Origin of the sequence: Streptomyces collinus Tu 365, from assembly GCF_000444875.1 — a bacterium.
Classification (GTDB): Bacteria; Actinomycetota; Actinomycetes; order Streptomycetales; family Streptomycetaceae; genus Streptomyces; species Streptomyces collinus_A.
Genome location: NC_021985.1, coordinates 3,781,898 through 3,808,136 on the forward strand (window position 1 = coordinate 3,781,898; position 26,239 = coordinate 3,808,136).

23 protein-coding genes are annotated in these 26,239 nt (G+C 73.6%); 9 read left to right on the forward strand and 14 right to left on the reverse strand.

Annotated elements, in window-relative coordinates:
• Position 1 precedes the first annotated feature (1 nt).
• The 7 genes from B446_RS16315 to rsmI all read right to left on the reverse strand — a co-directional run bounded on the left by B446_RS16315 (position 2) and on the right by rsmI (position 7,803).
• A complete protein-coding gene (locus B446_RS16315; protein ID WP_020940549.1) occupies positions 2–1,318 on the reverse strand; it encodes an ankyrin repeat domain-containing protein in 1,317 nt (438 codons plus the stop codon).
• Between the two features lie 365 nt (positions 1,319–1,683).
• Positions 1,684–2,592, reverse strand: a complete 909-nt coding sequence (locus tag B446_RS16320; protein WP_020940550.1) for a 4-(cytidine 5'-diphospho)-2-C-methyl-D-erythritol kinase — start codon at positions 2,590–2,592, stop codon at positions 1,684–1,686.
• Positions 2,589–3,458 carry a 16S rRNA (adenine(1518)-N(6)/adenine(1519)-N(6))-dimethyltransferase RsmA gene (rsmA, locus tag B446_RS16325; RefSeq protein ID WP_020940551.1) on the reverse strand — a complete coding sequence of 290 codons (870 nt, stop codon included), beginning with the start codon at positions 3,456–3,458 and terminating at the stop codon, positions 2,589–2,591. The genes B446_RS16320 and rsmA overlap by 4 nt, the downstream gene beginning before the upstream one ends.
• Positions 3,459–3,528: 70 nt before the next feature.
• Entirely contained in the window at positions 3,529–5,094 is a 1,566-nt protein-coding gene (locus B446_RS16330) for a resuscitation-promoting factor (protein ID WP_020940552.1), read from the reverse strand.
• 171 nt (positions 5,095–5,265) lie between these two features.
• Positions 5,266–6,165 carry a TatD family hydrolase gene (locus tag B446_RS16335; protein WP_020940553.1) on the reverse strand — a complete coding sequence of 300 codons (900 nt, stop codon included), beginning with the start codon at positions 6,163–6,165 and terminating at the stop codon, positions 5,266–5,268.
• Between the two features lie 80 nt (positions 6,166–6,245).
• Positions 6,246–6,671, reverse strand: a complete 426-nt coding sequence (locus B446_RS16340; RefSeq protein WP_020940554.1) for a hypothetical protein — start codon at positions 6,669–6,671, stop codon at positions 6,246–6,248.
• A gap of 280 nt (positions 6,672–6,951) precedes the next feature.
• Positions 6,952–7,803 (reverse strand): 16S rRNA (cytidine(1402)-2'-O)-methyltransferase, encoded by an 852-nt coding sequence (gene rsmI / locus B446_RS16345; protein WP_020940555.1) that lies wholly within the window; start codon positions 7,801–7,803, stop codon positions 6,952–6,954.
• A 105-nt stretch (positions 7,804–7,908) separates the two neighbouring features.
• Between rsmI and B446_RS16350 the strand changes: the two genes are divergently transcribed.
• Positions 7,909–9,657, forward strand: a complete 1,749-nt coding sequence (locus B446_RS16350; RefSeq protein WP_020940556.1) for a dolichyl-phosphate-mannose--protein mannosyltransferase — start codon at positions 7,909–7,911, stop codon at positions 9,655–9,657.
• 165 nt (positions 9,658–9,822) lie between these two features.
• Positions 9,823–11,481: a penicillin-binding transpeptidase domain-containing protein gene (locus tag B446_RS16355; RefSeq protein ID WP_020940557.1), complete on the forward strand. Its 1,659-nt coding sequence runs from the start codon at positions 9,823–9,825 to the stop codon at positions 11,479–11,481.
• A 9-nt stretch (positions 11,482–11,490) separates the two neighbouring features.
• On the opposite strand, the gene B446_RS16360 is transcribed toward B446_RS16355, so the two are convergent.
• Positions 11,491–11,829: an SsgA family sporulation/cell division regulator gene (locus tag B446_RS16360; RefSeq protein WP_043475739.1), complete on the reverse strand. Its 339-nt coding sequence runs from the start codon at positions 11,827–11,829 to the stop codon at positions 11,491–11,493.
• A 173-nt stretch (positions 11,830–12,002) separates the two neighbouring features.
• On the opposite strand from B446_RS16360, the gene B446_RS16365 reads away from it, so the two are divergent.
• The 6 genes from B446_RS16365 (at position 12,003) to B446_RS16390 (ending at position 16,922) form a co-directional block, all read left to right on the forward strand.
• Positions 12,003–13,052, forward strand: a complete 1,050-nt coding sequence (locus B446_RS16365; protein WP_020940559.1) for an energy-coupling factor ABC transporter permease — start codon at positions 12,003–12,005, stop codon at positions 13,050–13,052.
• A gap of 1 nt (position 13,053) precedes the next feature.
• Positions 13,054–13,815 (forward strand): cobalt ECF transporter T component CbiQ, encoded by a 762-nt coding sequence (gene cbiQ / locus B446_RS16370; RefSeq protein ID WP_020940560.1) that lies wholly within the window; start codon positions 13,054–13,056, stop codon positions 13,813–13,815.
• The gene (locus B446_RS16375; RefSeq protein ID WP_043475741.1) at positions 13,803–14,564 is read left to right on the forward strand and encodes an energy-coupling factor ABC transporter ATP-binding protein; all 762 of its coding nucleotides are present in this window, start codon (positions 13,803–13,805) and stop codon (positions 14,562–14,564) included. Before cbiQ ends, B446_RS16375 begins: the two co-directional genes overlap by 13 nt.
• Positions 14,561–15,037 carry a MarR family winged helix-turn-helix transcriptional regulator gene (locus B446_RS16380; protein WP_020940562.1) on the forward strand — a complete coding sequence of 159 codons (477 nt, stop codon included), beginning with the start codon at positions 14,561–14,563 and terminating at the stop codon, positions 15,035–15,037. Before B446_RS16375 ends, B446_RS16380 begins: the two co-directional genes overlap by 4 nt.
• Positions 15,038–15,204: 167 nt before the next feature.
• Positions 15,205–15,660 (forward strand): organic hydroperoxide resistance protein, encoded by a 456-nt coding sequence (locus B446_RS16385; protein WP_020940563.1) that lies wholly within the window; start codon positions 15,205–15,207, stop codon positions 15,658–15,660.
• An 89-nt stretch (positions 15,661–15,749) separates the two neighbouring features.
• A complete protein-coding gene (locus B446_RS16390; protein WP_043475743.1) occupies positions 15,750–16,922 on the forward strand; it encodes a serine hydrolase domain-containing protein in 1,173 nt (390 codons plus the stop codon).
• A gap of 49 nt (positions 16,923–16,971) precedes the next feature.
• Here B446_RS16390 and B446_RS16395 read toward each other — a convergent pair whose 3' ends face one another.
• The 5 genes from B446_RS16395 to B446_RS16415 form a co-directional block, all read right to left on the reverse strand.
• Entirely contained in the window at positions 16,972–17,247 is a 276-nt protein-coding gene (locus tag B446_RS16395) for a DUF1876 domain-containing protein (RefSeq protein ID WP_020940565.1), read from the reverse strand.
• A 55-nt stretch (positions 17,248–17,302) separates the two neighbouring features.
• Complete coding sequence (locus B446_RS16400) at positions 17,303–18,208, reverse strand: NAD(P)-dependent oxidoreductase (RefSeq protein WP_020940566.1); 906 nt, start codon at positions 18,206–18,208, stop codon at positions 17,303–17,305.
• 187 nt (positions 18,209–18,395) lie between these two features.
• The gene (locus B446_RS16405) at positions 18,396–18,905 is read right to left on the reverse strand and encodes a YbaK/EbsC family protein (RefSeq protein ID WP_020940568.1); all 510 of its coding nucleotides are present in this window, start codon (positions 18,903–18,905) and stop codon (positions 18,396–18,398) included.
• Between the two features lie 169 nt (positions 18,906–19,074).
• Complete coding sequence (locus B446_RS16410; RefSeq protein WP_020940569.1) at positions 19,075–21,315, reverse strand: MMPL family transporter; 2,241 nt, start codon at positions 21,313–21,315, stop codon at positions 19,075–19,077.
• Positions 21,316–21,472: 157 nt separating this feature from the next.
• The gene (locus B446_RS16415) at positions 21,473–22,078 is read right to left on the reverse strand and encodes a TetR/AcrR family transcriptional regulator (RefSeq protein WP_020940570.1); all 606 of its coding nucleotides are present in this window, start codon (positions 22,076–22,078) and stop codon (positions 21,473–21,475) included.
• A 148-nt stretch (positions 22,079–22,226) separates the two neighbouring features.
• Here B446_RS16415 and B446_RS16420 point away from each other — a divergent pair, with 148 nt between their 5' ends.
• Positions 22,227–25,799: a S41 family peptidase gene (locus B446_RS16420; RefSeq protein ID WP_043475747.1), complete on the forward strand. Its 3,573-nt coding sequence runs from the start codon at positions 22,227–22,229 to the stop codon at positions 25,797–25,799.
• 145 nt (positions 25,800–25,944) lie between these two features.
• Here B446_RS16420 and B446_RS16425 read toward each other — a convergent pair whose 3' ends face one another.
• Complete coding sequence (locus B446_RS16425; RefSeq protein ID WP_043475750.1) at positions 25,945–26,166, reverse strand: hypothetical protein; 222 nt, start codon at positions 26,164–26,166, stop codon at positions 25,945–25,947.
• Positions 26,167–26,239 lie beyond the last annotated feature (73 nt).

Consider the following 26,239-nt stretch of genomic DNA (forward strand, 5'->3'; position numbering starts at 1 on the left):
TTCACTCCTGCCCGGGGGGATGGATCGACCTTCCAGGGTAGTCGGAGGTCGGGTGCCGGTCCGGTGCCCGCTCCTCCTGACGCCGCTGGTAGTACCGGACGGCCAGCAGCGGCGGCTCCACCTCACCGAGGTCGGGGCCGACGGGGCCGATGCGTGTCTCGGCCTCCACACAGCGCGGGTCGTCCCGGTAAGCCAGTCCCGCGACGGCGTGGATGCGGGTGAGCTGCCGTTCGTCGTGTGTCAGCTCCAGCAGCGCGTCGCCCACCCCGGGCTCGGGGCCCCGGTGGTGTTCGAGCCAGTGGCAGGTCCGGGCGCGCACGTCGGCGTCCGGGTCGCGCACCAGGTCGTGCAGGACGGCCAGGCTGCGCGGGCCGAGGCTGCCGTCCGCGTCGGCGTCCAGCAGTTCCGGCGCCCAGGAGCGGATCCGGGGGTCCGGGTGGGCCGCGCAGCGCAGGCCGATGCCCCGGGGCTCAAGGTCCTCGGCCCACGTCAGCGCGTTGAGCAGGACGTCGAGCACCGGCACGTCCCGTTCCCGTTCGGCCCAGGGCAGCAGCTCCCGGGCCCGCCCGAGGAACGGCTGCGGCCTGGCGCTCGCCGGTGCTCCGACGACGAGTGCGAGCAGTACGTCGGCGGCGAACAGGCGGTTCACCGGATCGGGGTCGCGGCTCAGGTCCCACGCCTCGGCCCAGGTCTCGTCGTCGAGGCGGCCGCCCAGCACTGTCACCGACTCCGACCACGTCCGGTGGTTCCGGTCCGGGTGCGTCAGGGCGCGGGCCAGGAGTTCGGGGAAGGGGGTGCGCAGCCGGAGTTTCGCCTCCAGGCCCGTGAGGATCGCCAGGCTCCCGTCGCACAGCGTCTGTCCGCCGAGCGCGAGTTCCTCGTACCAGCAGCCGGTCTCGTCCTCCCGCCTGGTGCGTCCCGCCGGGCCGGGCAGGCCGGTACGGCGCCGCAGTTCGGCTTCCGCGCCGGTGCGCGCCCGGTGGCGGGCGCGGGCCAGCAGTTCCTCGCGGGCCGGGCCGGGCCGGCGCACCACCTCGGGGAAGACGGCCCACATCAGCCACGGTGAGCCGGTGTCCACCGCCCGCAGCAGGGGGGTGGTGCCGTCGGGCAGCCGGCGCAGCGGATCGGCCCCGTACTCCACCAGGACCTCGGCGACCGGCTCGTCGTGCGCGGCGATCGCCGAGCACAGCACGGGCAGGCCCGTGCGCGCGTCGAGCGCGTCCGGTCCGCCTCCGGCCTCCAGCAGCTCCCGGACCCGCTCGGCCTGCCCCTGCCGTACGGCCGCGGCGAGCCGCTCCCCGTCGTCCACCGTGGTCACGCCCACTCCTCCCCCGCCGAGCTCGCGACCGCTCCCCCACGGAACGGCCGACGCGCCGTCGAGTGAGCCTAGGGGGTTGCGGTGGGACGGGCAGGCCGGTCGAAGGGTGCGGAGTGCCCGGCGCCGGGACACGATGAGCGCGCGCGGCGGGCTGCCGGACGCCGGGCGCGCTCGCCGCGCGGCGGGACCGCCGGACACCGGGCGGCGATCGGCGCGCGGCGGGACTACCGAACACCCGACGGTGATCAACGCGCGGCGGGACTACCGAACACCCGACGGTGATCAACGCACGGCGGGACCGCCGGACACCGGCCGACGATCAACGCACTGCGGAGCTGCCGGACGCCGGGGGCGGCCGGGCAGGGTCACTGGTCCGTCCGGCCCGTCACCGTCGCGCCCGGTGCGGGTGCCGTCGCGGTGCGGACCGTGCGGCAGGTGCCGGAGGTGCGCAGGGCGTCGGCGATCTTCACGGCGGATTCGGGGTCGCGGGCGAGGAAGGCCGTGGTGGGGCCCGAACCGGAGACGAGCGCGGTCAGGGCGCCCGCGTCGCGGCCGGCGGCCAGGGTGTCGGCCAGTTCCGGGAAGAGGGAGAGCGCGGCGGGCTGGAGGTCGTTGGAGACGGTGGCGGCCAGCGCGTCCGGGTCGCCCTTGGCCAGTGCGTCCAGCAGCTCGGCCGAGGCCTCGGGCTCCGGGATCGTCCGGCCCTCGGCCATGCGGTCGAACTCCCGGAAGACCGCCGGGGTGGACAGTCCGCGCCGGGCCATCGCGAACACCCAGTGGAAGGTGCCGCCGACCTCGAGGGCGGTCAGCCGTTCGCCGCGCCCGGTGCCGAGGGCGGCCCCGCCCACCAGGCTGAACGGCACGTCGCTGCCCAGCTCGGCGCAGATGGCGAGCAGCTCGGCGCGCGAGGCGCCGGTGCCCCACAGCGCGTCGCAGGCGAGCAGGGCGCCCGCACCGTCCGCGCTGCCGCCCGCCATGCCGCCGGCGACCGGGATGTCCTTGGTGATGTGCAGGTGCACGGCCGGTTCGATGCCCCGGCGTGCGGCGAGCGCGAACGCCGCACGCGCGGCGAGGTTGGTGCGGTCCAGCGGGACCTGGTCGGCGTCCGGCCCCGCGCAGGTGACGCGGAGCTCGTCCGCCGGGGTGACGGTGACCTCGTCGTACAGACCGACCGCGAGGAACACGTTGGCGAGGTCGTGGAACCCGTCGGGGCGGGCGGCGCCCACCGCGAGCTGCACGTTCACCTTCGCCGGCACCCGCACCGTCACGCTCACTTGCCCGCCTCCCTCTGCTCGGCGATCCGAGCGAACTCCTCCACCGTCAGTGACTCGCCGCGCGCCTGCGGGGAGACCCCGGCCGCGACCAGGGCCGCCTCGGCGGCGGCCGCGGACCCGGCCCAGCCGGCGAGGGCCGCCCGCAGGGTCTTGCGGCGCTGTGCGAACGCCGCGTCGACGACCGCGAAGACCTCGGCCTTGGAGGCCGTCGTCTTGACCGGCTCGGTCCGCCGGACGAGCGAGACCAGGCCGCTGTCGACGTTCGGCGCGGGCCAGAAGACGTTGCGCCCGATGGCCCCGGCCCGCTTCACCTCGGCGTACCAGTTGGCCTTCACGGACGGGACGCCGTACACCTTCGAGCCGGGCGCGGCGGCCAGCCGGTCGGCCACCTCGGCCTGCACCATCACGAGCGTCCGCTCGATGCCGGGGAAGGTGTCGAGCATGTGCAGCAGCACCGGTACGGCCACGTTGTAGGGCAGGTTCGCCACCAGGGCCGTGGGCACGGGGCCGGGCAGCTCGGTGACGTGCATCGCGTCGGAGTGGACCAGGGCGAACCGGCCGGCGCGCTCGGGCATCCGGGCGGCGATGGTGGCGGGCAGCGCGGCGGCCAGCACGTCGTCGATCTCGACGGCGGTGACCCGGTCGGCGGCCTCCAGCAGGGCGAGGGTGAGGGAGCCGAGGCCCGGTCCGACCTCGACGACCACGTCGTCGGGGCGGACCCCGGCGGTGCGGACGATCCGGCGGACCGTGTTGGCGTCGATCACGAAGTTCTGGCCGCGCTGCTTGGTGGGACGGACACCGAGTGCGGCCGCGAGCTCGCGGATGTCGGCGGGGCCGAGGAGGGCGTCGGGGGTGGGGCTGGTCACGGGACAAGGGTACGGGGCCGCCGGGGACCCTCCGTCCTGCCGGCCCCTCACCCTCCGTCCTGCCGGCCCCTCACCCCCGCAGGCGTGCCCCGCAGTGCGGCCAGGGGGTGGCGCCCCGGCTCAGGTAGAGCTTCTTGGCGCGGAAGGTCTGCTCCTCCGCGGGCGCGTCCTGGGGGCGGCCGCTGCCGCCGAGGCTCTGCCAGGTGTGCGTGTCGAACTGATAGAGCCCGCCGTAGGTCCCGGAGGGGTCCACGGCGTCCGGGCGGCCGCCGGACTCGCAGGCCGCCAGGCCGCGCCAGTCGAGGTGCTCGGCGCCCTGCACGGAGTGCGGCCGCGGCTTGGTGCCGACCCGCACGAGCTGCCGGCGCGGTGCGCGCACCACCACCGACGTCTCCCTGCGCGGCTTCTCGCGTACGCCGTTGACGGTGCGCAGGTAGTAGGTGACCCGTCGCAGCCCGGGCCGGCCCGGGCGGTCGACGACCTCGGTGCCCTTGAACAGGGTGGGGTCGGCGGTCCGCCGCACGCCGAACGGGATCGGCTCCTCGCGGATCTCCCTGCCGCCGTTCACCCGCAGCACGGTCACCGTCTGCCCGTCGCGCGGGAAGCTGTCCGGCGGCACGGAGGTGGTGTCCTGGCCGTGCAGGGTGATGCCGGCCTCCTCGACGGCCTCGCGGACGGTGGCCGCGTTGGTGCGGATGGTGCGGGTGCGGCCGTCCGCCATGATCGTGACGGCGCGTTCGGTGCGCACGTCGAGCGCGAGACCGGCGCGTCCGATGCCCTGGGAACGGGAGGCCGACAGGTAGGCGCCCTCCGCGCGCACCCCCATCTCCCGCAGTGCCCCGTCCACGGTGTGCGCCGTCGTCCACACCTCCCGCTGCTCGCCGTCCAGCGTGAGCCGCACCGGGCGCCCGTAGCGCACGGACACCTCGTCGCCGCTGGCGAGGCGGGCGTCCCGGGACGGCGCGACCATGTCGTGCTCCCCGACCCGCACGCCCTCCTCGGCGAGCAGCTCCGACACGTCGCCGGCGAAGGTGTGCAGGGTGCGCGGCCTGCCGTCGACGCTCAGCTGGACGGCCTTGTCGTTGGCGACGAAGGCGGTGGTGCCGCCGGCCAGGAACGCGACGACCAGCGCCTGCGGCAGCAGCCGGCGCACGGCGGACTCGGGGCGCTCGGCGGAGCGGGCCCTGCGCCGCCGGGCGGCCCGGCCGCCCCCCGCGACCGCCCGGGCGGAGTCCAGCACCACCGTGGGCTCTCCGGACCCCGGGACGGCCGTGGGGTCACCGCGACGCAGGGCCACCGTCGGCTCCCCGTGATCGAGAACGACCGTGGGCTCACCGCCGTGCGGGGCCGCCGCGGGCTCGCCGCGGTACACGGCCACCATGGGCTCGCCGCGGTACACGGCCACCGTGGGCTCGCCGCGGTCAAGGATCACCGTCTCGGCGTCCGGCGCCGCCGCCCCGGGCATGCCCGGCACCTGGCGCGGCAGCGGCAGCGCGGGCTCGGTGACGAAGTACGCCTCCGCCTCGTAGGCGGGCCGGTACGTGTCCCGGTACATCCCGTACGGCAGCGTCTCCGCGGTGTGCACGGAGGCGTCGTGGCCGTGCGGGTCGTACGTCTCGAACTGCGGCTTGCTCACGCCGACACGCTCCAGAAGGGCCAGAGGGGTCCGGATCGGGCCCCCAGAACCTAGCGGAGCGACGGTTACTCTCCAAAGCGGCTCGACTACGTACAGTTGCCCACCGAACGCGCGCCCGGCGCCCTCGGCGGGCCAAGGGCCGGACGCGCCCTCGGCGGACCGGCCGCCTCCTCAGTAGCCGAACGCGCGGGCCGTGTTCGCGCCCAGGGCGGTCGCCAGGGCGTCCTCGTCGATGCCCCGTACGGCGGCCATCGCGCGCACCGTCACCGGGATCAGGTACGGGGCGTTGGGCCGTCCGCGGTAGGGCGCCGGGGTCAGGAAGGGCGCGTCGGTCTCCACCAGGACCAGGTCCAGCGGGGCGACGGCGAGCGCGTCCCGGAGGTTCTGGGCGTTCTTGAAGGTGACGTTGCCCGCGAAGGACATGTAGTAGCCCTCGCGGGCGCAGATCTCGGCCATCTCGGCGTCGCCGGAGTAGCAGTGGAAGACGGTGCGCTCGGGTGCGCCCTCCTCCTTGAGGACGCGCAGGACGTCGGCGTGGGCGTCGCGGTCGTGGATGACGAGGGTCTTGCCGTGCCGCTTGGCGATCTCGATGTGGGCGCGGAACGAGCGCTCCTGGGCGGCCTTGCCGTCGGGGCCGGTGCGGAAGTGGTCGAGGCCGGTCTCGCCGACGCCCCTGACCTGGGGCAGCGCGGCCAGCCGGTCGATCTCGGCGAGGGCCTCGTCGAGCGCCGCGTCGCCGCCGGGCTCGCGCGCGCCCTGCCGCGACCAGCCGTCGGGGTCGCCGTGGACGATGCGCGGCGCCTCGTTGGGGTGAAGGGCGACGGTCGCGTGGACGCCGGCGTGCGCCGCGGCGGTCTCGGCGGCCCAGCGGGAGCCCGCGAGGTCGCAGCCGACCTGGACGACCGTCGTCACGCCCACGGAGGCGGCCTTGGCGAGGCCTTCCTCGACGCTGCCGGACTGCATGTCGAGGTGGGTGTGAGAGTCGGCGACGGGCACCCGCAGGGGTGCCGGGAGCGGCGGAGCCGCAGTCTTGTCGTCCTTTTGTGCGGCGCGGCCGGCGTTCGAAGGCATGCTCCGATCCTACGAAAGGGGGACGCTCTCGAACGCCGGTGTCCCGCCCGGGCGGGGTGCTCCCGCCCGGGGTGCTGCGCTCAGCTCGCGCGGCGCTGGAAAGGGTGCAGGAGATCGGACAGGTGCCAGTGGTGCGGTTCCCTGGCCCGCTCCGGCACCTGCGGGGTGGACTGTCCAGGCACCTGCGGCGTCTCGACCGGCCCCGCCTGCGGCACCCGGTGCTGCCGTTCGGCGGCACCGCGCACCGACGAGACCTGGCCCGCGCGCATGATCCTGACGACGTGTCCGTCGCAGTTCTGGCACGCGGGCCGGCTCAACGGGGACGGGACGACCCGGTCGTCGGCCACGTACGTCACGAACGCCTGTCCGTGCAGGTCCGTGTGGTGCTCTATCGCGTACGACTGTTCCCACCCGTGCCCGCACCGCATGCAGGCGAACGCGTACGACTCGTGAACGACGGCGGCGGCGGTGCCGCGAAGGCCGGTCCGCCCTGCGATCTCACTCATGCCAGCTCCTCTTGTCCGCTGGACAAGCGCCCCGGGGCGGGTTCCCCCCGGAACCCTGGGGCGAGGGACGGGTGCGTCCCTTCGACCAGTGGACGCCTCCGCCGGCGCGAACGCATCAGTCCTGTGGAGTGTTGGAGGCGTTTTGGATGTTCCTTGCCGAAACGGTCCTCCGCGTGGGGTCCGGGCTTTGCCTTCGCAGGCCGCCTTTTGCCCGCGCATGGGGCGCACGCTCACCCGAGAAGAGTCCTGCTCAGAGGGCGTGCGCGCGGGTCGGGCGCGGTCAGAGCGCCCCCTCCTTCTTCGCGGCGACCACCGCGTCGAACACCGTCCGCTTGGGCAGTCCGGCCGCCGCCGCCACCGCCGCGATGGCCTCCTTGCGGCGCTCGCCGGCCTCTTCCCGGACGCGCACCCGCCGGACCAGTTCCTCGGCGTCGAGCTCCTCGGGCCCGGCCTCGGGGGCGCCCTCGACGACGACGGTGATCTCCCCGCGCACGCCCTCGGCGGCCCACCGCGCCAGCTCGTCCAGCGGGCCCCGCCTGACCTCCTCGTAGGTCTTGGTCAGCTCGCGGCAGACGGCGGCCCGCCGGTCGGCGCCGAAGACCTCGGCCATGGCGGCGAGGGTGTCGTCGAGCCGGTGCGGGGCCTCGAAGTAGACGAGCGTGCGCCGCTCGGCGGCGACCTCCCGCAGCCGGGACAGCCGTTCGCCGGCCTTGCGCGGCAGGAAGCCCTCGAAGCAGAACCGGTCGACGGGCAGCCCGGACAGCGCCAGTGCGGTGAGCACGGCGGACGGCCCGGGGACGGCGGTGACCCGGACGTCCTTCTCCACGGCGGCGGCGACCAGCCGGTAGCCGGGGTCGGAGACCGACGGCATGCCCGCGTCGGTCACCAGCAGCACGCGCGCGCCGCCGAGCAGCTCCTCGACGAGTTCGGGGGTGCGGGCGGCCTCGTTGCCCTCGAAGTAGGACACGACGCGGCCCTTGGGGGACACGCCGAGCGCCTGGGTGAGCCGGCGCAGCCGCCGCGTGTCCTCGGCGGCGACGACGTCGGCTCCCGCCAGCTCCTCGGCCAGCCGGGGCGGCGCGTCCGCGATGTCGCCGATGGGAGTACCTGCCAGGACAAGGGTTCCAGTCACGTCCCCATCCTCGCAGGCGCTCGCGGGCCGGGCGGAATGCGGCCGTGTCCCGACCGGTACCGCCATGCACGGGACTCACACAGATCGGTTCCCTACGATGGCGCGGTGACCAGTACCGCGTCCTCCACGGACCTCCGGCAGGGCCAGGCACCGCACGACCGGCGGACGCCGTGGCAGCAGCGGCTGCGCCGCTTCGGCTACACGCCCGCCACGGACGCGCCCGCCGGCGACGTACGGGACCGGCTGGTGCCGCCGTACACGGCGCCGAGCCCGCGCCTGTGGCAGGCCCTGGGGGCGCCGCCGGTGCTCGCGGACCGGATCACGCGCTGGTCGGGCTGGGCCGGTCCGCTGCTGGTCACCCTGATGGCGGGCGTGATGCGGTTCTGGAACCTGGGCAGCCCCCGGGCGGTGATATTCGACGAGACGTACTACGCCAAGGACGCCTGGGCGCTCGTCCACCGCGGGTTCGAGGTCAACTGGGACAAGAACGCCAACGACCTCGTGCTGCAGTCGCACGGCCACCTCACGATCCCCGCGGACGCCGCGTACGTCGTGCACCCGCCGGTGGGCAAGTACGTCATCGGCCTGGGCGAGCTGATGTTCGGGTTCGACCCGTTCGGCTGGCGGTTCATGACGGCGCTGCTCGGCACCCTGTCCGTGCTGCTGCTGTGCCGGATCGGCCGCCGCATGTTCCGCTCCACGTTCCTCGGCTGCCTGGCGGGCGCGCTGATGGCGGTGGACGGCCTGCACTTCGTGATGAGCCGGACCGCGCTGCTCGACGGCGTCCTGATGTTCTTCGTGGTGGCCGCGTTCGGCTGTCTGGTCGTCGACCGGGACCGCTCCCGGCGCAGACTGGCCGAGGCGCTGCCCGCCGGGCCGGACGGCGTGGTCCGCCCGGACGAGCGGGTGGCCGACACGTTCCGGTTCGGATGGCGGCCCTGGCGCTGGGGCGCCGGGCTGATGCTGGGCCTGGCCTTCGGCACCAAGTGGAACGGCCTGTACATCCTCGTCGCGTTCTGCGTGATGGCGGTGCTGTGGGACGTCGGCGCGCGCAAGGTGGCCGGCGCCCGGCACCCCTACGTCGCCGCGCTGAAGCACGACACGGGCATCACGTTCCTCGCGACGGTCCCGGTGACGATCGCGGTCTACCTCGCGTCCTGGACCGGCTGGATCCTCTCCCCGGCCGACGGCACCGGCGGCTACTTCCGCAACTGGGCGGCGACCGACGGCAAGGGCGGCCACTGGACCTTCCTGCCGGACTGGCTGCGCAGTCTGTGGCACTACGAGCACGAGGTGTACGACTTCCACGTGCACCTGTCGTCCCCGCACACCTACCAGTCCAACCCGTGGAGCTGGATCCTGCTGGGCCGCCCGGTGTCGTACTTCTACGAGTCCCCCTCGCCCGGCGCCGACGGCTGCCCGGCCGACGCCGGCCAGAAGTGCGCCCGCGAGGTGCTGGCCATCGGCACACCCCTGCTGTGGTGGGCGGCCTGCTTCGCGATCCTGTACGTCCTGTGGCGCTGGGCCTTCCGCCGCGACTGGCGGGCCGGCGCCATCGCCTGCGGCATCGCGGCCGGTTACCTCCCCTGGTTCCTGTACCAGGAGCGGACGATCTTCCTCTTCTACGCGGTGGTCTTCCTGCCCTTCCTGTGCCTGGCGGTGGCGATGATGATCGGCGCCATCGTCGGCCCACCGGGCTCCTCCGACACCCGCCGCGTCATCGGCGCCTCGGCGGCGGGCGTCCTGGTCCTGCTGATCGCCTGGAACTTCATCTACTTCTGGCCCCTGTACACGGGGCAGGCGATCCCGATCGACAGCTGGCGGTCGCGGATGTGGCTGGACACCTGGGTGTAGCCGGGGACACGCCGGCGGCCCCGGCCCGGCCCGGCCCAATGTCGCAAGCCTGCTACGGAGTGCCGGCCGGGGTTTCCCGCTGGGCGGGGGACCTTAGTGTGGGGGAATCGTTGGGGAGTGTGAGGGCTGCGGGGACCCTGGGGAAGGCGCGGAGGAACTGAGGCTGTGGGCAAGAGAAGGCGCGTCGCCGAGCGACGGAAGACCGGACCCGCCGTGCTCGGCGGGATGATCGCCGTGGTCGTCGGCGGCGCCGGCCTCGGTGCCTACGCGCTCTACGGCGGCGGTGCCGCGGCCGACGACCGTGCCTCCGGCCACAAGACCGTGAAGACCGGTCCGCCGACCGCGGCCGAGGTCCACACGGTGACCACGCGCTTCCTCACCGCCTGGCAGAAGGGCAGGGTGTCCGAGGCCGCGGCCGCCACCGACGACCCGTCCGCCGCCACCTCCCTGCTCACCGGCTACACCAAGGACGCCCACCTGAAGGACGTCACGCTCACCGCCGGCACCGCGACCGGCGCCAAGGTGCCGTTCTCCGTCAAGGCGACGGTGTCGTACCGGGACCTGAGCAAGCCGCTCGCCTACGGCAGCGCGCTGACCGTGGTCCGGCGGGCGAGCGACGGCAAGCCGCTGGTCGACTGGCACGCCTCCGTGGTCCACCCGGACCTCAAGGACGGCGACACGCTCGTCACCGGTGCGTCCGGCACCCCGCCGATCAAGGCGCTGGACCGCGAGGGCGCCGAGCTGACCACGGCCGCCTATCCGTCGCTGGGCACCGTGCTGGACGGTCTGCGCGAGAAGTTCGGCAAGACGGCGGGCGGCAAGGCGGGCGTCGAGCTGCGCGTGGTGCGCGGCAAGGCGTCGCAGACGGCCAAGCTGTCCGACAAGACGCTCGTGGAGCTGAGCCAGGGCACGCCGGGCACGGTGCGGACCACGCTGAGCCCGACCCTCCAGGCCGCCGCCGAGCGGCAGGTCGGCAAGCGGTCGCGGGCCTCGGTGGTCGTCATGCGGCCCTCGACGGGCGAGATCCTCGCGGTCGCCAACAGCGGGCACGGCTTCAACACGGCCTTCCAGGGCTCGCTGGCCCCCGGCTCCACCATGAAGATCATCACGTCGACGATGCTGTTCGAGAAGAAGCTCGTCACCCCCGGCGCCTCGCACCCCTGCCCCAAGACGTACAAGCTGGCGGGCTGGACGTTCCACAACGACGCCGACTCGGAGATCAAGAAGGGCTCGTTCAAGCTGAGTTTCGGGGCCTCCTGCAACAACGCCTTCATCAACTTCGCGCCGAAGCTGTCGGACAGCGACCTGACGAAGGAGGCCCAGCAGGTCTACGGCCTGGGGCTGGACAACTGGGCGATCGGCGTCCCCACGTTCGACGGCTCCGTGCCGGTGCAGAGCGGCGCGCAGATGGGCGCCTCGCTGATCGGGCAGGGCGGGGTCCGGATGAACCCGCTGAACATGGCCTCGGTGTCGGCGACGGTGGAGTCCGGCGTCTTCCGCCAGCCGTACCTGGTGGCGCCCTCGGTGGACCACCGCTCGGTGGCGAAGGCCGCGCGCAGGATGTCGTCGAAGACGCAGTCCCAGGTGAAGGAGGTCATGCAGTACACGGCGGCGTACGGCACGGCGGCCAAGGCGATGGCGGGACTGGGCCCGGACTACGGCGCCAAGACGGGCTCCGCCGAGGTCGACAGCCAGAAGAAGCCGAACGGCTGGCTCACCGCGTACCGGGGCGATCTCGCCGCGGCCGGCGTGGTCGAGGCGGGCGGCCACGGCGGCGACACGGCCGGTCCGATCGTGGCGGCCCTGCTGAAGCTCGGCGGCTGACCGGACGCGTCAGCCTCGTACGGGCTCTGCCGTGTAGGTCCGGCGCAGGAATCTGACCAGCGTCTTCGACTCGAACTGCACCACTTCCACCCCGTGCGAGGAGTGGAACTCGACCACGGCCTGGACGCGTCCGCAGGGCCAGACCCGGACGTCGCCGCTGGCGGCGGGCGCCCTCAGGCCCTTTTCGAGCAGTGCGCGGGAGAACGCCCACTCGTGCGGCCCGGGAAGGCCGACCCGGACGAGCCGGGGGTCCGTGTCGGGGTCCCAGCGCAGCACGACGGGCACCGCTCCGGGATCCTCTTCGTCCGTGACGATATGGGCGCGCGCGTACTGTTCGACCACAGACATCGGACCGCCCTCTCACACTCAGTGACAGAAGTGAAAGCTATGCATCCGCTTCCCCTCCAATGTCGCACATATTCCCGTGTGTGCCCTGGCGAGCGCGGGGTCACGGACCGCGACCGGCACCGAGACCGACTCTCTCTTGCAATTCGTTCGCAACAAGCCCCTAAAATCGTACGGTGCACGTACCCGACGGATTCATCGACGCCCCCACCTCCGCCGTCACCGGAGTGGTCGCCGCAGGCGCCCTCGCGGTGAGCCTGCGCGGCGCCCGCCGCGAACTCGACGAGCGGACCGCCCCGCTGGCCGGTCTCGTCGCGGCGTTCATCTTCGCCGTGCAGATGCTGAACTTCCCCGTGGCCGCCGGGACCAGCGGCCATCTGCTGGGCGGCGCGCTCGCCGCCATCCTGGTCGGCCCCTGCACCGGCGTGCTCTGCGTGTCGGTCGTGCTGCTCATGCAGGGCGTGCTGTTCGCCGACGGCGGGCTGACCGCGCTCGGCGTGAACATCACCGACATGGCGCTGGTCACGACCGTGGTGTCGTACGCCGTCTTCCGCGCGCTGCTCGCGGTGCTGCCCCGCAGACGGCGCTCGGTCACCGTCGCCTCCTTCGTCGCCGCGCTGGTCTCCGTGCCGGCCGCGGCCGTCGCCTTCACGCTCATGTACGCGGTCGGCGGCACCACCGACGTCGCCATCGGCAAGGTCGCGACCGCCATGATCGGCGTCCATGTGCTGATCGGTGTCGGCGAGGCCGTGATCACCGCCCTGACGGTGAGCGCCGTCGTCGCCGTCCGCCCCGACCTGGTGCACGGCGCGCGCGGGCTGCGGCAGCGCCTCAGGCTGCGGGTGAACGGCGAGCTGGTGGACGCGCCCGCGGCGGCCCCCGTCGCGGCCCGCACCTCCCGGCGCGGGCTGTGGCTCACCGGTCTGGCCGCCTCGCTGGTGCTCGCCGGGTTCGTCAGCTTCTACGCCTCGGCCAGCCCCGACGGCCTGGAGAAGGTCGCGCACGACCAGGGCATCGACAAGAAGGCCGGGAAGCACGCGTCGGACGGCTCCCCGCTGGCCGGCTACGGCGTCAAGGACGTCGCCGACGCGCGCCTGTCCGGGGGCCTCGCGGGTGTGATCGGCGTCGGCGTGACGGTCGTCGCGGGCAGCGCGGTGTTCTGGACGGTGCGCAGGCGGCGCACCGAGGACGTCCGGGACGTCTCGCCCGTGAACTCGGGCGTCTGACATGGGCGCAGGACACGCGCACCGGCTCTACCGGCACGGGCACTCGCCCGTGCACGCCCTGCCGCCGCACACCAAACTGGCCGCCGCCTTCGCCTTCGTGGTGGTCGTCGTGTCGACCCCGCGCGAGGCCATGTGGGCGTTCGCGCTGTACGCGGGCCTGCTCGGGTACGTCGCCCACCGGGCCCGCGTGCCCGCCGCCTTCCTGCTCAAGCGGCTGCTGATCGAGGTGCCGTTCGTCGCGTTCGCGGTGCTCATGCCGTTCGTGGCGGAGGGCGAGCGGGTGCACGTGCTGGGCCTGTCGCTGAGTGTCAACGGGCTGTGGGGTGCCTGGAACGTGCTCGCCAAGGGCACCCTCGGCGTCGCCGCCTCCGTGCTCCTGGCCGCCACCACCGAGCTGCGCGAACTGCTGCTCGGGCTCCAGCGGCTGAGGCTGCCGTCGCTGCTCGTGCAGATCGCCTCGTTCATGATCCGCTACGGGGACGTCATCACCGACGAGATGCGCCGGATGCGGATCGCCCGTGAGTCACGCGGCTTCGAGGCGCGGGGGGTGCGGCACTGGGGGGTGCTCGCCAAGTCCGCCGGCGCCCTGTTCATCCGGTCCTACGAGCGCGGCGAGCGGGTGCACCTGGCCATGGTGAGCCGCGGGTACGCCGGTTCGATGCCGGTCATCGACGAGGTGACCGCGTCCCGGGCCCAGTGGCGCCACGCCCTCGCCCTCCCCTGTGCCGCCCTTGTCGTCTGTCTGCTGGGATGGGTCCTGTGAGTACTGCTTCCCTGGAGGTCTCCGGCCTCGCGTTCGCCTACCCCGACGGCCACCAGGCCCTGTTCGGCGTGGACTTCTCCATCGCGCGCGGCGAACGGGTCGCCCTCCTCGGCCCGAACGGCGCGGGCAAGACCACCCTCGTGCTGCACCTGAACGGCATCCTGGGCGGCGGCACCGGCACGGTCACCGTGGCCGGACTGCCGGTCGGCCGGCGGCACATGGCCGAGATCCGGCAGAAGGTCGGCATCGTCTTCCAGGATCCCGACGACCAGTTGTTCATGCCGACCGTGCGCGAGGACGTCGCGTTCGGGCCCGCGGCGGCCGGGATCAGGGGCGCGGCGCTGGAGGAGCGGGTGAGCACGGCCCTGGAGCGGGTCGGGATGCGGGAGTTCGCCGACCGGCCGCCGCACCACCTCTCGTTCGGCCAGCGGCGCCGGGTCGCGGTGGCGACCGTGCTCGCCATGGAACCGGAGATCCTGGTCCTGGACGAGCCCTCCTCCAACCTGGACCCGGCCTCCCGGCGCGAACTCGCCGACATCCTGCGCTCGCTGGACGTGACGGTCCTCATGGTCACGCACGACCTGCCGTACGCCCTGGAGCTGTGCCCGCGCTCGCTCGTCCTCAGCGACGGCGTGATCGCGGCGGACGGCCCGACCGGCACGCTGCTCGGCGACGACACCCTGATGCGGGCCCACCGCCTGGAGCTGCCGTTCGGCTTCGACCCGAAGTCCGTGACAATGGGCGCGTGACGCGTCAAGACCACCGAGACGACGACGGCGCCGCCGGGTCGCTGCTGCTCGACGACCAGCTCTGCTTCGCGCTGTACGCGGCCCAGCGCGCCGTGACCGCCGCGTACCGCCCGCTCCTGGACGACCTGGGGCTCACCTATCCGCAGTACCTCGTGCTGCTGGTGCTGTGGGAGCACGGGGAGACCAGCGTGAAGGAACTGGCGGGCGCCCTGCGGCTGGACTACGGCACCGTCTCACCGCTGCTGAAGCGGCTGGAGGGGGCGGGCCTGGTGCGCCGGGAGCGGGCGGCGGACGACGAGCGCTCGGTCCTGGTCGCGTGCACCGGGCGCGGGGAGCAGCTCAGGGAGCGCGCGGCGCGCGTACCCGGCGCGCTGCTCGCGGCGACGGGGCTCGGCGGCCGGGAGGTGGAGCTGCTGCGCGCGGAGCTGTGGAAGCTCACCGAGCGCGCCGACGCGGCGGCCGACCGGCGCTAGCACCGGGCCACCCGCGGCCGGCCGGCGCTGATCCCGGGTTTTCCGTCGCCGGCCCGGTGTGCCGGGGTTACCGGCGGTTGCCACCCCCCGCCCGCACCTACCGACATACCGGCCGGTACCTTGTGCGCGATGTACTTGCGCGCCACTTTTCCTGGGGGAGGCCGACCATGACCGACGCCACCGCGGACACCGCCGTCGACACCCGTCCGACCAAGATCATGTACGTCGCCGAGGCCACCGCCCACGGGGGCCGGAACGGCTACGTCACCAGCCAGGACGGCGAGATCCAGCTGAAGGTCGCGATGCCGCCGGAGCTGGGCGGCGACGGCAGCGGCACCAACCCCGAGCAGCTGTTCGCGGCCGGCTACAGCTCCTGCTTCCACAACGCGCTGATCCTCGTCGGCAACCGCGCGGGCTTCGACCTGACCGGCTCCACGGTGGCCGCGAAGGTGGGCATCGGCCCCAACCGGCACCGCGGCTACGGCCTCGCCGTCGCCCTCAGCGTCTCGCTGCCGGTCCTGGACCGGGAGATCGCGGAGAGGCTGGTGGACGCGGCGCACGAGGTGTGCCCGTACTCCAACGCCACCCGCGGCAATATCGACGTGACGATCCTGCTGGGCTGAGCCACATCTCACCACCCGCCGAGGAATCCAAGGCCGCGCACCCGTGTTTCACTCATGGTCCGGGGTCACTGGAGGGATCAGGCGTGGATGTGGATGTGAACGGCACGGTGGCCGAGGGCTTCGAGCCGGTCGGGGAGGCGTTCGCGGCCAACTTCGAACTGCTCGGTGAGCGCGGCGCGGCCGTCACCGTGTACCGGGACGGGCACCGGGTCGTCGACCTGTGGGCCGGCGCCCGGGACGTGGACGGCACCGAGCCCTGGGAGCGGGGCACCGCGCAGGTGGTGCGCTCGGCGACCAAGGGGGTCGCCGCCGCCGCGCTCCTGCTGCTGCACCAGCGCGGCGAGCTGGACCTCGACGCCCCCGTCGGCACGTACTGGCCCGAGTACAAGACGGCCGGCAAGGAGCGCACGCTCGTCCGGGACCTGCTCGCGCACCGCGCCGGCGTGCCCGTGCTGGACCGGCCGCTGACCCCCGCCGAGGCGGCCGACCCGGACCTCGGCGCGGCCGCCGTCGCCGCCCAGGCGCCGGTGTGGCAGCCGGGGGCGGACCACGGCTACCACGCGCAGACCTACAGCTGGCTCACCGGCGAGCTGGTCCGCCGGGTCACCGGGCGTCCGGTCGGCGAATGGATCGCCCGCGAGATCGCCGCTCCCGTCGGCGCCGGCCTGTGGCTGGGGCTGCCGGAGTCCGAGCGGGCCCGCGTGGGCCGCGTCGGCCCGCTGGCGGCACCCGAGACGGCCGGGGTGCTGAAGACCCGCCCCAAGCGCGCGGTCGCCGAGGCGTACGCCGACCCCGGCTCGCTCACCCGGCGCGCGTTCGCCGCGATCACCCCACTGCCGGACGAGAACGACCCCGCCTACCGCGCGGCCGCCCTGCCCGCCTCCAACGGCATCGCGACCGCCGACGGGCTCGCCCGCTTCTACGCCTCGCTGATCGGCGAGGTGGACGGCGGCACCCGCCTGTTCACGCCGCGGACCGCCGAACTGGCCCGCGCGGAGAGGTCCGCCGGGCCGGACCGGGTCCTCGTCGTGGGCACCCGGTTCGGCCTCGGCTACATGCTGCACGGCAGCGCGTCGCCGCTGCTCTCCCCCGGCTCCTTCGGCCACCCGGGCCGGGGCGGCGCCCTCGCGTTCGCCGATCCCGAGTCCGGGATCGCCTTCGGCTACGTCACCAACGGCTTCCGCGCGAGCGTGACGGCGGACCCGAGGGCGCAGGCCCTGGTGCGGGCCGTGCGCACGGCGCTCGGCCGCGAGGCCGGCTGACCGGACGGCCGGACGCCCGGGCCGGCCGGGCCGGCCGGGTGCCGGGTTCTCACACGTTGATCGGGTGCGAGGTCCGTCCGGACACCGAGTCGATCTCCCCGTGCGCCTTGGTCAGCAACTGCATGGCGATCTCGTTGAGGGCGCGGGCACCCGCGATCTCCTCGCCGACCCGCGGCTGGTTGGAGTCGATGCGGTGACGGCTGGCGGCGCCGTGGGCGCGCACCTCGGTGCCGTCGGGCAAGCGCACCAGGGCGACCGCGCGCGTGTGCTGGTCGTCCTCGTGGAACTCCAGCTCGACGTGCCATCCCACCACGGTGTTCATCATGTCGACCACCTCCACGAAGTCCGTGGTTCCAGGGTGCTCCCGCGCGCCCGGAACGTCACGTGGAGGCCGGGCCGCCGCCCGGCGGCTCCTCGAAGCTGGCGAAGTAGGCGGCGACCATGTCCTCGTCGGCGTGCCCCTGCGCGGCGGCCCGGGCCAGCCGCTCCGCGGTCGCGGCGGCCACGTCGAGCCGTACGCCGCCCCGCTCACCGGCCTGGACGATGAGCCGGGCGTCCTTCTCGGCGGTGGACACGGCGAACGACGCCGGGGTCAGCTTCCCGTCGAGGACCAGGGCGGACTTGGCGCGCAGGTAACCCATGTCGAGCGGGCCGCCCTCGATGAGGTCGAAGAAGTCGTGCGGGTCGACGCCGAGGGCCCGGGCCAGGGCCAGCACCTCGCCGGTCGCCGCGGTGGCCGCGAGGACCCAGCTGTTGGCGACCAGCTTCAGCCGGCTGGCGCTGCCCGCGGCCCCGTCGTCGCCGGTCCACACGGTCCGGGTGCCGACCGCGTCGAAGACGGGCGCGAGCGTCTCCCGGCCCTCCTCGGGCCCGGCGGCCAGCACCACGAGTTCACCGGCCTCGGCGGGCTGACGGGTGCCCAGGACCGGCGCGTCGTAGAACACCAGGCCGTGCTCGCGGGCGAATCCGGCGAGGTCGGCGACGAGTTCGACGCCGGCGGTGGTGGACTGCGCCCACACGGTGCCCGGCCGCAGCGCCGGGGCGGCCTCGCGCATGACGTCCAGGGCGGCGCCGCCGTCGTACAGCATGGTCAGCACGACGTCGGCGCCCTCGACGGCCTCGGCGGGCGTGCCGGTGACCCGGATCCCGTCGGCGGCCAGCGGCTCGGCCTTCTCCCGGGTGCGGTTCCAGGCCCGTACCTCGAGTCCGGCGCGGGCGAGGTTGCGGGCCATGGCGGCACCCATGATGCCCGTACCCAGGACACTGACGGTCGGCTTGTCGGTCATGACGGCTCCTGTCCCTGAGGTTCCTGTCCTCCGAGTCCCCCGGGTGCCCCCGAAGTCCCCTCGGGACCCCCGCCGCCCGGGGTCGCGCGCGGCGCCTACCCAGCGTGCAGCATCAGCCCGATGCCCACGACCAGCAGGCCCGCCGCCGCGATCCGGGGAGCGCCGAAGGGCTCCTTGACCAGGGGTGTCACGCGGTCCGCTCGCGCACGTCCACGAGTGCGGCACCGGCGTGGGCCACCAGCGCCTCCGGTTCGATGGGGAACACCGCGTGCGGTGTCCCGGCGGCCGCCCACACCACGTCGTGCGCGAGCAGCGAGCGGTCGGCGAGGACGCGGGTGCGGGTGCGGTGCCCGAAGGGCGGTACCCCGCCGATGGCGTACCCGGTGGTCTCGCGCACGAGCCCGGCGTCGGCGCGGGTGACCTCCCCGGCGGCCAGTTCCTCGCGGACCCGCTCCACGTCGACGCGGGAGGCGCCGTCCATCAGCACGAGCACCGGCACACCGTCCGCCGCGAAGATCAGCGACTTGCAGATCTGGCTCAGTTCGCAGCCGACGGCGGCCGCCGCTTCGGCGGCGGTGCGGGTGCCCTCGGGGAAGCGCCGGGTCCGGGCGAGCACGTCCTGCAGACCGAGCCCGCGCAGGGCCTCGGCGAAGCGGGGGTGGGCTCCGGGTTCTTCGTCAGTGGCGGCTGTCGTCATGCGGGGCACGCTAGCGGTGGCCCCGCCGTGCGGGCGAACGGATTCACCGGCGACGAGGGCATGAAGCAGCCGGTGAGGGCAGCCCCGTCCCCACGGAATCCCTCACCGGCTGGTCCTCGTCGCGCGCGCCGTCCCGGGCGCCCTCGTGGCGCCGGTCGCGCGCGCCGGGTCAGGCGCGCACCAGCTCACGCTCCCCGTCGGGGTCGGTGCGCCGGTCCTCGGCGGTGCGCAGGCCCTCGCCCTCGACGTCGACGTTGGGCAGCGCCCGGTCCAGCCACCTGGGCAGCCACCAGGCCCGCCTGCCGAGCAGGGCGAGCACCGCCGGGACGATGGCCATGCGGACGACGAACGCGTCGAAGAAGACGGCGACGGCCAGGCCGAAGCCGATCATCTTGATCATCGACTCGCTGGAGCCGATGAAGCCGGAGAAGACGGCGATCATGATGACGGCGGCGGCCGTGACCACCCGTGCGCCGTGCCTGAAGCCGGTCACCACCGCCTGGCTGGGCTTCTCCCCGTGGACGTACGCCTCCCGCATCCGGGTCACGAGGAACACCTCGTAGTCCATGGCGAGACCGAAGACCACGCCGACCATGAAGATCGGCATCATCGACATGACCGGGCCGGTCTGCTCGACGTTCATCAGGCCGGACAGCCAGCCCCACTGGAAGACGGCGACCACGGCGCCGAGGGCCGCCATCACGCTGAGCAGGAAGCCGAGGGCCGCCTTCAGCGGGACGAGGACCGAGCGGAAGACCACGATCAGCAGCAGGAAGGCGAGGCCGACCACGAGGGCGAGGTAGGGCAGCAGGGCGTCGTTCAGCCGCTGGGACACGTCGATGTTCATCGCCGTCGAGCCGGTGACCAGCACCTTGGCGTCGGTCGCCGAGGTGAGGTCCGCACCCTTGCCGCGGATGGCGTGAACCAGGTCCTCGGTGGTGGTCGAGGACGGCTTGGAGTTCGGGATGACGGTGATCGTCGCGGTGTCGCCCGCCTTGTTGGGCACGGCCGGGGTGACCGTGACGACGTCCTTGAGCCCCTTGATCTCGTCGCCGACCTCGGTGAAGGCCTTCTTGGGGTGGGCGCTGTCCTTGGCGTCGACCACGACCATCAGGGGGCCGTTGAAGCCCGGTCCGAAGCCCTCGGACAGCAGGTCGTAGGCGCGGCGCTGGGTGGTGGACGTGGGCTGCGCGCCGTCGTCGGGCAGGCCCAGTTCGAGGGAGGCGGCCGGGACGGCCGCGGCGCCGAGGCCGATCACACCGAGCAGCAGCACGGCGACCGGGCGCCGTACGACGAAGCTCGCCCAGCGGGTGCCCATGTTCGGGCGGGGCTGCTTGCCGTGGCCGCCGGGGTTGCCGGCCTTGGCCTTGCGGCCGCCGCCGAGGAGCCTGCTCTTCTCGCCGGTCGGCTTGATCCGGCGGCCCGCGTAGCCGAGCAGCGCCGGGATCAGGGTGAGGGCGATGAGGACGGCGATGGCCACCGTGCCCGCGGCCGCCACGCCCATCTTGGTCAGCATCGGGATGTTGACCACGGACAGGCCGACCAGGGCGATCAGGACGGTCAGGCCCGCGAAGACCACCGCCGAGCCCGCGGTGCCGACGGCCCGGCCGGCCGCCTCCTCGCGCTCGCGGCCCTCGGCCAGTTCGGAGCGGTAGCGGGAGACGATGAACAGGGCGTAGTCGATGCCGACGGCGAGGCCGATCATCGACGCCAGGGTGGAGGTGGTGGTGCCGAGGTCCAGGGCGCTGGCGAGCGCGGTGATCGTGGAGACCCCGATGCCGACCCCGATGAGCGCGGTGAGCAGCGGGAACCCGGCCGCGAGCAGCGAGCCGAAGGTGATGACGAGGACGACGGCGGCGACCGCGATGCCGATGATCTCGCTGGAGCCGGTCTCGGGGGCCGCGGTGAGCGCGTCACCGCCGACCTCGACCGTGAGCCCGGCGTCCCGCGCGTCCTTCGCGGCCGCCTTCAGGGCGTCCCGGGAGGCGTCCTGGAGCTCCATGCCGGAGACCTTGTACTTCACCGAAGCGTAGGCGACCGTGCCGTCCCTGCTGACGGCGTGCGCGGTGTACGGGTCGGCGACGGAGGTGACCTCGGAGCCGGAGCGCAGCTCCTTGACCGTCGCGCGGACGGTGGCCTTGTTGGCCTTGCCCGTCATCTTCTCGCCGCTCGGCGCCTTGAAGACGACGCGTGCGGTGGCGCCGTCGGCGCTCATGCCGGGGAAGCGCTGTTCCAGCAGGTCGAAGGCCTTCTGGGCCTCGGTGCCGGGGATGGAGAAGGACGAGTTGCCGGCGGCCGGCGCCGAGGCGGCGCCCACTCCGGCGAGGGTCAGCAGCGCCACCCATATGAGGGCGACGAAGTGCCGTCGCCGGAAGGCGAGACGGCCGATCTTGTAGAGGAACGTGGCCATGGAGGCGTACTCCCGGTCAGGTCGTGGGGTTCATCAGGGCAGGGGAGATCAGCCCGACGACGTGAGCGGGTGACGTCAGGTGGTGGGCTTGCTGGGGATCGGTTCCGGCTGGGCTCGGCTGTGCTTCAGCTGGGTTTCAGCTGAGCTCGACCGGGCTTCAGCCGGTGGGCGCGCCGAGGGCGGGGAGGACCACGGCGTCGATGTACGACAGGAGGAAATCCTGGGTGGGGGGCTGCTCGTCGATCAGCGTGCGGGCGGCGAAGCCACCGATCATCATGTGCATCACGTACTGGATGGCGGGATTGTCCGCGCGGACCTCACCCCGGTCGATCGCCCGCTGCAGGACCCGGCGGAACTCCGCCAGCTCCGGCTCGATCAGGTGGTCCCGGAACGCCCGCAGGAGGTCCGGGTTGGAGTGGGTCGCCATGGCCAGGCCCCGCATCAGCGCGGAGTTCTGCTCCATCTCGCAGTCGTCCGCGCGCAGTGTGAGCGCGTGCAGGTCGCCCTTGAGCGACCCGGTGTCGATGTCGTCGGCGAACGCGCCCGGCTTGCCGTGCCGCACCGCCTTGGCGACCAGCTCGGCCTTCCCGCCCCACTGGCGGTAGAGGGTGGCCTTGCTGGACCGGGTGCGGGCCGCCACGGCGTCCATGGTGAGGGCGTCGTAGCCGACTTCCCGGAGCAGGTCGAGCACGGCCTCGTACAGCTCGGCCTCGCGCTCGGGCGTGATCCGACTGCGTCGCGTCGTCGCGGCAGCCTCGGTCATGCCAGTCACCTTCCCGCTCCGGAGCCTTCCTTCGTCGTACATCCATGAAGATACCCTGAGAGCAAGCGAAACGAAACCGTTTCGTACGTGTCCTGGCTCACGGCTGTCGGTTCCGCATAAGTTGCTGGCCCCTCTCCCCCGGAAAAGCATGGGGAGGGTGAGCTATCTGCGCCTGCCCCACCTCAGCGGCGACCTGCTGTGCTTCGTGGCCGAGGACGACCTCTGGCTGGCCCCCCTCGACGCGCCCGGCCGCGCCTGGCGGCTCACCGTCGACCGCACCAAGACCGGTCACCCCCGTTTCTCGCCCGACGGCCGCCGGATCGCGTACACGACCTGGCGCAGCCTGGTGCCCGAGATCCACGTCGTCGGCGTCGACGGCGGGCCCACGCGGCAGCTGACCTACTGGGGCAGCACCGACACCCAGGTGCGCGGCTGGACACCCCCGGACGAGGACGGCCGCAGCGACATCCTCGCCGTCGCCTCGCACGGCGAGCCCTTCTCCTACTTCACCTGGGCCTACAAGGTGACCACCGACGGCGACCCCGGCCGCAAACTGCCCTGGGGCCCGGTCTCCGACCTCCAGGTCGCCGACCTCGACGGCGTGCACAAGACCCTGCTGCTCACCGGCACCCCACCGCACGAACCGGCCTCCTGGAAGCGGTACCGGGGCGGCGCCATGGGCCGGCTGTGGCTGCACGGCGAGCGGCTCCTCGAGGACATCGGCGGCCATCTGGAGGCGCCCATGTTCGTCGCCGGGCGCATCGCCTTCCTCTCCGACCACGAGGGCGTCGGCAACCTCTACTCCTGCGCCTACGACGGCTCCGACCTGCGCCGGCACACCGACCACGACGCCTTCTACGCCCGCGCCGCCGCCAGTGACGGCACCCGCGTCGTCTACCAGTGCGCCGGCGACCTGTGGCTGGTGGAGGACTTCGCCCCGGGCGCGCGGCCGCGCCGGCTCGACGTCCGGCTGAGCGGCCCGTGCCCGGGGCGCCGCAGGTACCAGGTGCCGGCCGCCCAGCACGTGGACGGCATCTCCGTGGACGAGACCGGACGCGCCAGCGCCGTCGTCGTGCGCGGCAGCCTGCACTGGCTCACCCACCGGGACGGACCGGCCCGCACCATCACGGACACGCCCGGGGTACGGACCCGGCTGCCGGAGATGCTCGGCTCCACCGGCCAGGTCGCCTACGTGACGGACGCCGACGGCGCGGACGCCGTCGAGATCGCCCAGCTGCCCCGCGCCAGCGGCGACCGCCCACCGCACCGGCTGGCCTCCGGCGAACTGGGCCGGGTCCTGGAGATGGTGTCCGACCCGCTCGGCGAACGGATGGCGATCGCCTCCCACGACGGACGGCTCCTGCTGCTCGACCTGACCGGGGAGAAGGAGGCGGCGGAGGCGGCGGAGGCCGCGGCGGTGGAAGGCGGGGAGGAGACATCGGCCGACGGGGAAGCGGGCCCGGAGGCGGCGGAAGCCGCCGATGAGACGGGGACGGGCCCCGCGGACGGAGATGCCGGGGAGGCGGAGACGGGCTCCGCGGGCGGTGGTACCGGGGAGGCGGAGACGGGCTCCGCGCGGGAAGCCGCCGGGGAGACGGGCTCCGCCACGGAAGCAGCCGGGGAGACGGGGACGAGCGCCCCGGAAGCCGCCGAGGGCACGGGTGCCAGCGGGGTCACCGGGGTCACCGGGGTCACCGGGGCCAGGGGGGTCACCGAGCTGATCCGGTCCGTGAACGGCCCCGTCCGGGACCTGGCGTTCTCCCCGGACGGGGCCTGGCTCACCTGGTCCCACCCGGGCATCGGGCGCTCGCTGCGCCAGATCAAGCTGGCCCGCATCAAGGACCGGTTCGTCGTGGACGTCACCAACGGCCGCTTCGAGGACGAGAATCCCGTCTTCACCCGCGACGGCCGCTACCTCGCCTTCCTGTCCTGGCGCGGCTTCGACCCGGTGTACGACGTGCACACCGGCGACCTGTCCTTTCCGCTGGGCTGCCGCCCCTACCTGGTCCCGCTGTCCTCCGCGACGCCCTCCCCGTTCGCCCTGAACCCCGAGGGACGGCCGGCCGCGGGTGGGCTCGACCCCGTCGAGGACGAGGAGACCGGCGACGGCACGGTGACGGTGGAGGCGGAGGGCCTGGAGAGCCGGGTGACCCCGTTCCCGGTGGTCGCCTCCAAGTACTCGGCGCTCCACCCGGTGGCCGGCGGCGGCCTGGTCTGGCTGCGCTGGCCCATCTCCGGCGCGCTCGGCGAGACCTTCGCCAACCCGGCCGACATCAGCGGACGGCCGACGCTGGAGTACTTCAACATCGCCAAGGCGAAGAAGGCCGAACTCGTCGACCACCTCGACTGGTTCGCGGTGAGCGGGGACGGCACCCGCCTGGTGGTGGTCGACGAGGGCGACCTGCGGGCCGTGCCGTCGACCGAGTCCGGCGACTCCGACACCACCGTGTGGATCGACCTGCGCCGCATCCTGCACGAGGTCGACCCGCCCGCCGAGTGGCGCCAGGCGTACGAAGAGGCCGGCCGGATCATCCGTGCCTACTTCTGGGACCCCGGCATGTGCGGCATCGACTGGGACGCCGTGCTCGACCAGTACCGGCCACTGGTCGAACGGGTCGCCTCCCCCGACGAGTTCGCCGACCTGCTGCGCGAGGTCCTGGGCGAGCTGGGCACCTCGCACGCCTACGTCACCGCCGCCCGCCGCAACGAGGGCCCGCCCCACTACCAGCGCTGGCAGGGCCTGCTCGGCGCCAACCTCGTGCGCCGGGACGGCGGCTGGGCGGTCAAGCGCATCCTGCCCGGCGACTCGTCCGACTCCAAGGCGCGCTCACCGCTGGCCGGCACGGGCATCCGCGAGGGCGCCGTGCTCACCCACGTGGACGGCCGCCCCGTCGACCCGGTGACGGGACCGTACCCGCTGCTCGCGGGCTCCGGCGGGACGACGGTGGAACTGACCTTCACCCCGGCCGGGAGCCCCGGCGGCGGGACAGGACGACCCCGGCGGGTCGCGGTCGTCCCGCTCGTCGACGAACGGCCCCTGCGCTACCAGGACTGGGTCGCCAAACGCCGGGCGGTCGTCCGGGAGCTGAGCGGCGGCAGGTGCGGCTACCTGCACATCCCCGACATGGGCGGCTCCGGCTGGGCCCAGTTCAACCGGGACCTGCGCCTGGAGGTGTCCCGGCCCGCGCTGATCGTCGACGTGCGCGGGAACGCGGGCGGCCACATCAGCGAACTCGTCATCGAGAAGCTCTCCCGGAAGATCCTGGGCTGGGACCTGACCCGGGACGCGCAACCGGTGTCGTACACCTCCAACGCGCCCCGGGGCCCGGTGGTGGCCCTCGCGGACGAGGCGACCTCCTCCGACGGCGACATGATCACCGCGGCCTTCAAGCTCATGCGGCTCGGCCCGGTCGTCGGCCAGCGCACCTGGGGCGGGGTCGTCGGCATGACCGGCCGGCACCGGCTCGGCGACGGCACCGTGATCACCGTCCCGATGAACGCGGCCTGGTTCGACGCCTACGGCTGGTCCGTGGAGAACCACGGCGTCGCCCCCGACCTGGAGGTCGAGCGCACCCCCCTCGACTGGGCGGAGGGCCGCCACGCGCAGCTCGACGACGCGGTCCGACTCGCCCTGGACCTGCTCAAGGACAACCCACCGGCAACTCCCCCGACCCTGGCAGACGTACCGAACAGATCCCGCCCAAAGCTCCCCCCGAGGTAGGCGCCCCGTGAGGGGCGCGGGGAACTGCGCGACAAGCCCCCACGACGGGTCACCCGACAACGCACCGAGCCCGAACAAAAGGAGCGGGGTGCCCCCCAGGAAGGAAGGGCACCCCGCACAGACCGGCCGAAGCCGAGCGCAGCGACTAGGCGTCGTAGTCGTGGTCGAAGCGGTCGTCCATCTCCCGCTCCGGGTCCTTGATGTCGCGGGGGCTCTGCTGCCCGCGCTGCGGCTGCTGGCCACGCTGAGGCTGCTGGCCGCGCTGCTGACCCGACTGCGGGCCGCGGTGGCCGGCCTTCTCACGGGCCTCGCCGATCTTCTGCTTGGCCTGGTCCTGCATCTCGTTCGCCTTGTCCTTCATACCCATGTGGGTTCACTCCCGTAATGAGTGAGGTGGGGGATTCGGCCCCTCGGTGGGGCCTCGACCAGATTCACACGGG

What these genes read in the sequence shown, in the direction of transcription:
- B446_RS16335 (WP_020940553.1), bottom strand. Translation starts at nt 6,165, where the DNA reads ATGCCTTCGAACGCCGGCCGCGCCGCACAAAAGGACGACAAGACTGCG.
- B446_RS16340 (WP_020940554.1), bottom strand. Translation starts at nt 6,671, where the DNA reads ATGAGTGAGATCGCAGGGCGGACCGGCCTTCGCGGCACCGCCGCCGCC.
- B446_RS16360 (WP_043475739.1), bottom strand. Translation starts at nt 11,829, where the DNA reads ATGTCTGTGGTCGAACAGTACGCGCGCGCCCATATCGTCACGGACGAA.
- cbiQ (WP_020940560.1), top strand. Translation starts at nt 13,054, where the DNA reads ATGGGCGCAGGACACGCGCACCGGCTCTACCGGCACGGGCACTCGCCC.
- B446_RS16375 (WP_043475741.1), top strand. Translation starts at nt 13,803, where the DNA reads ATGGGTCCTGTGAGTACTGCTTCCCTGGAGGTCTCCGGCCTCGCGTTC.
- B446_RS16385 (WP_020940563.1), top strand. Translation starts at nt 15,205, where the DNA reads ATGACCGACGCCACCGCGGACACCGCCGTCGACACCCGTCCGACCAAG.
- B446_RS16395 (WP_020940565.1), bottom strand. Translation starts at nt 17,247, where the DNA reads ATGATGAACACCGTGGTGGGATGGCACGTCGAGCTGGAGTTCCACGAG.
- B446_RS16400 (WP_020940566.1), bottom strand. Translation starts at nt 18,208, where the DNA reads ATGACCGACAAGCCGACCGTCAGTGTCCTGGGTACGGGCATCATGGGT.
- B446_RS16405 (WP_020940568.1), bottom strand. Translation starts at nt 18,905, where the DNA reads ATGACGACAGCCGCCACTGACGAAGAACCCGGAGCCCACCCCCGCTTC.
- B446_RS16410 (WP_020940569.1), bottom strand. Translation starts at nt 21,315, where the DNA reads ATGGCCACGTTCCTCTACAAGATCGGCCGTCTCGCCTTCCGGCGACGG.
- B446_RS16415 (WP_020940570.1), bottom strand. Translation starts at nt 22,078, where the DNA reads ATGACCGAGGCTGCCGCGACGACGCGACGCAGTCGGATCACGCCCGAG.
- B446_RS16420 (WP_043475747.1), top strand. Translation starts at nt 22,227, where the DNA reads ATGGGGAGGGTGAGCTATCTGCGCCTGCCCCACCTCAGCGGCGACCTG.
- B446_RS16425 (WP_043475750.1), bottom strand. Translation starts at nt 26,166, where the DNA reads ATGGGTATGAAGGACAAGGCGAACGAGATGCAGGACCAGGCCAAGCAG.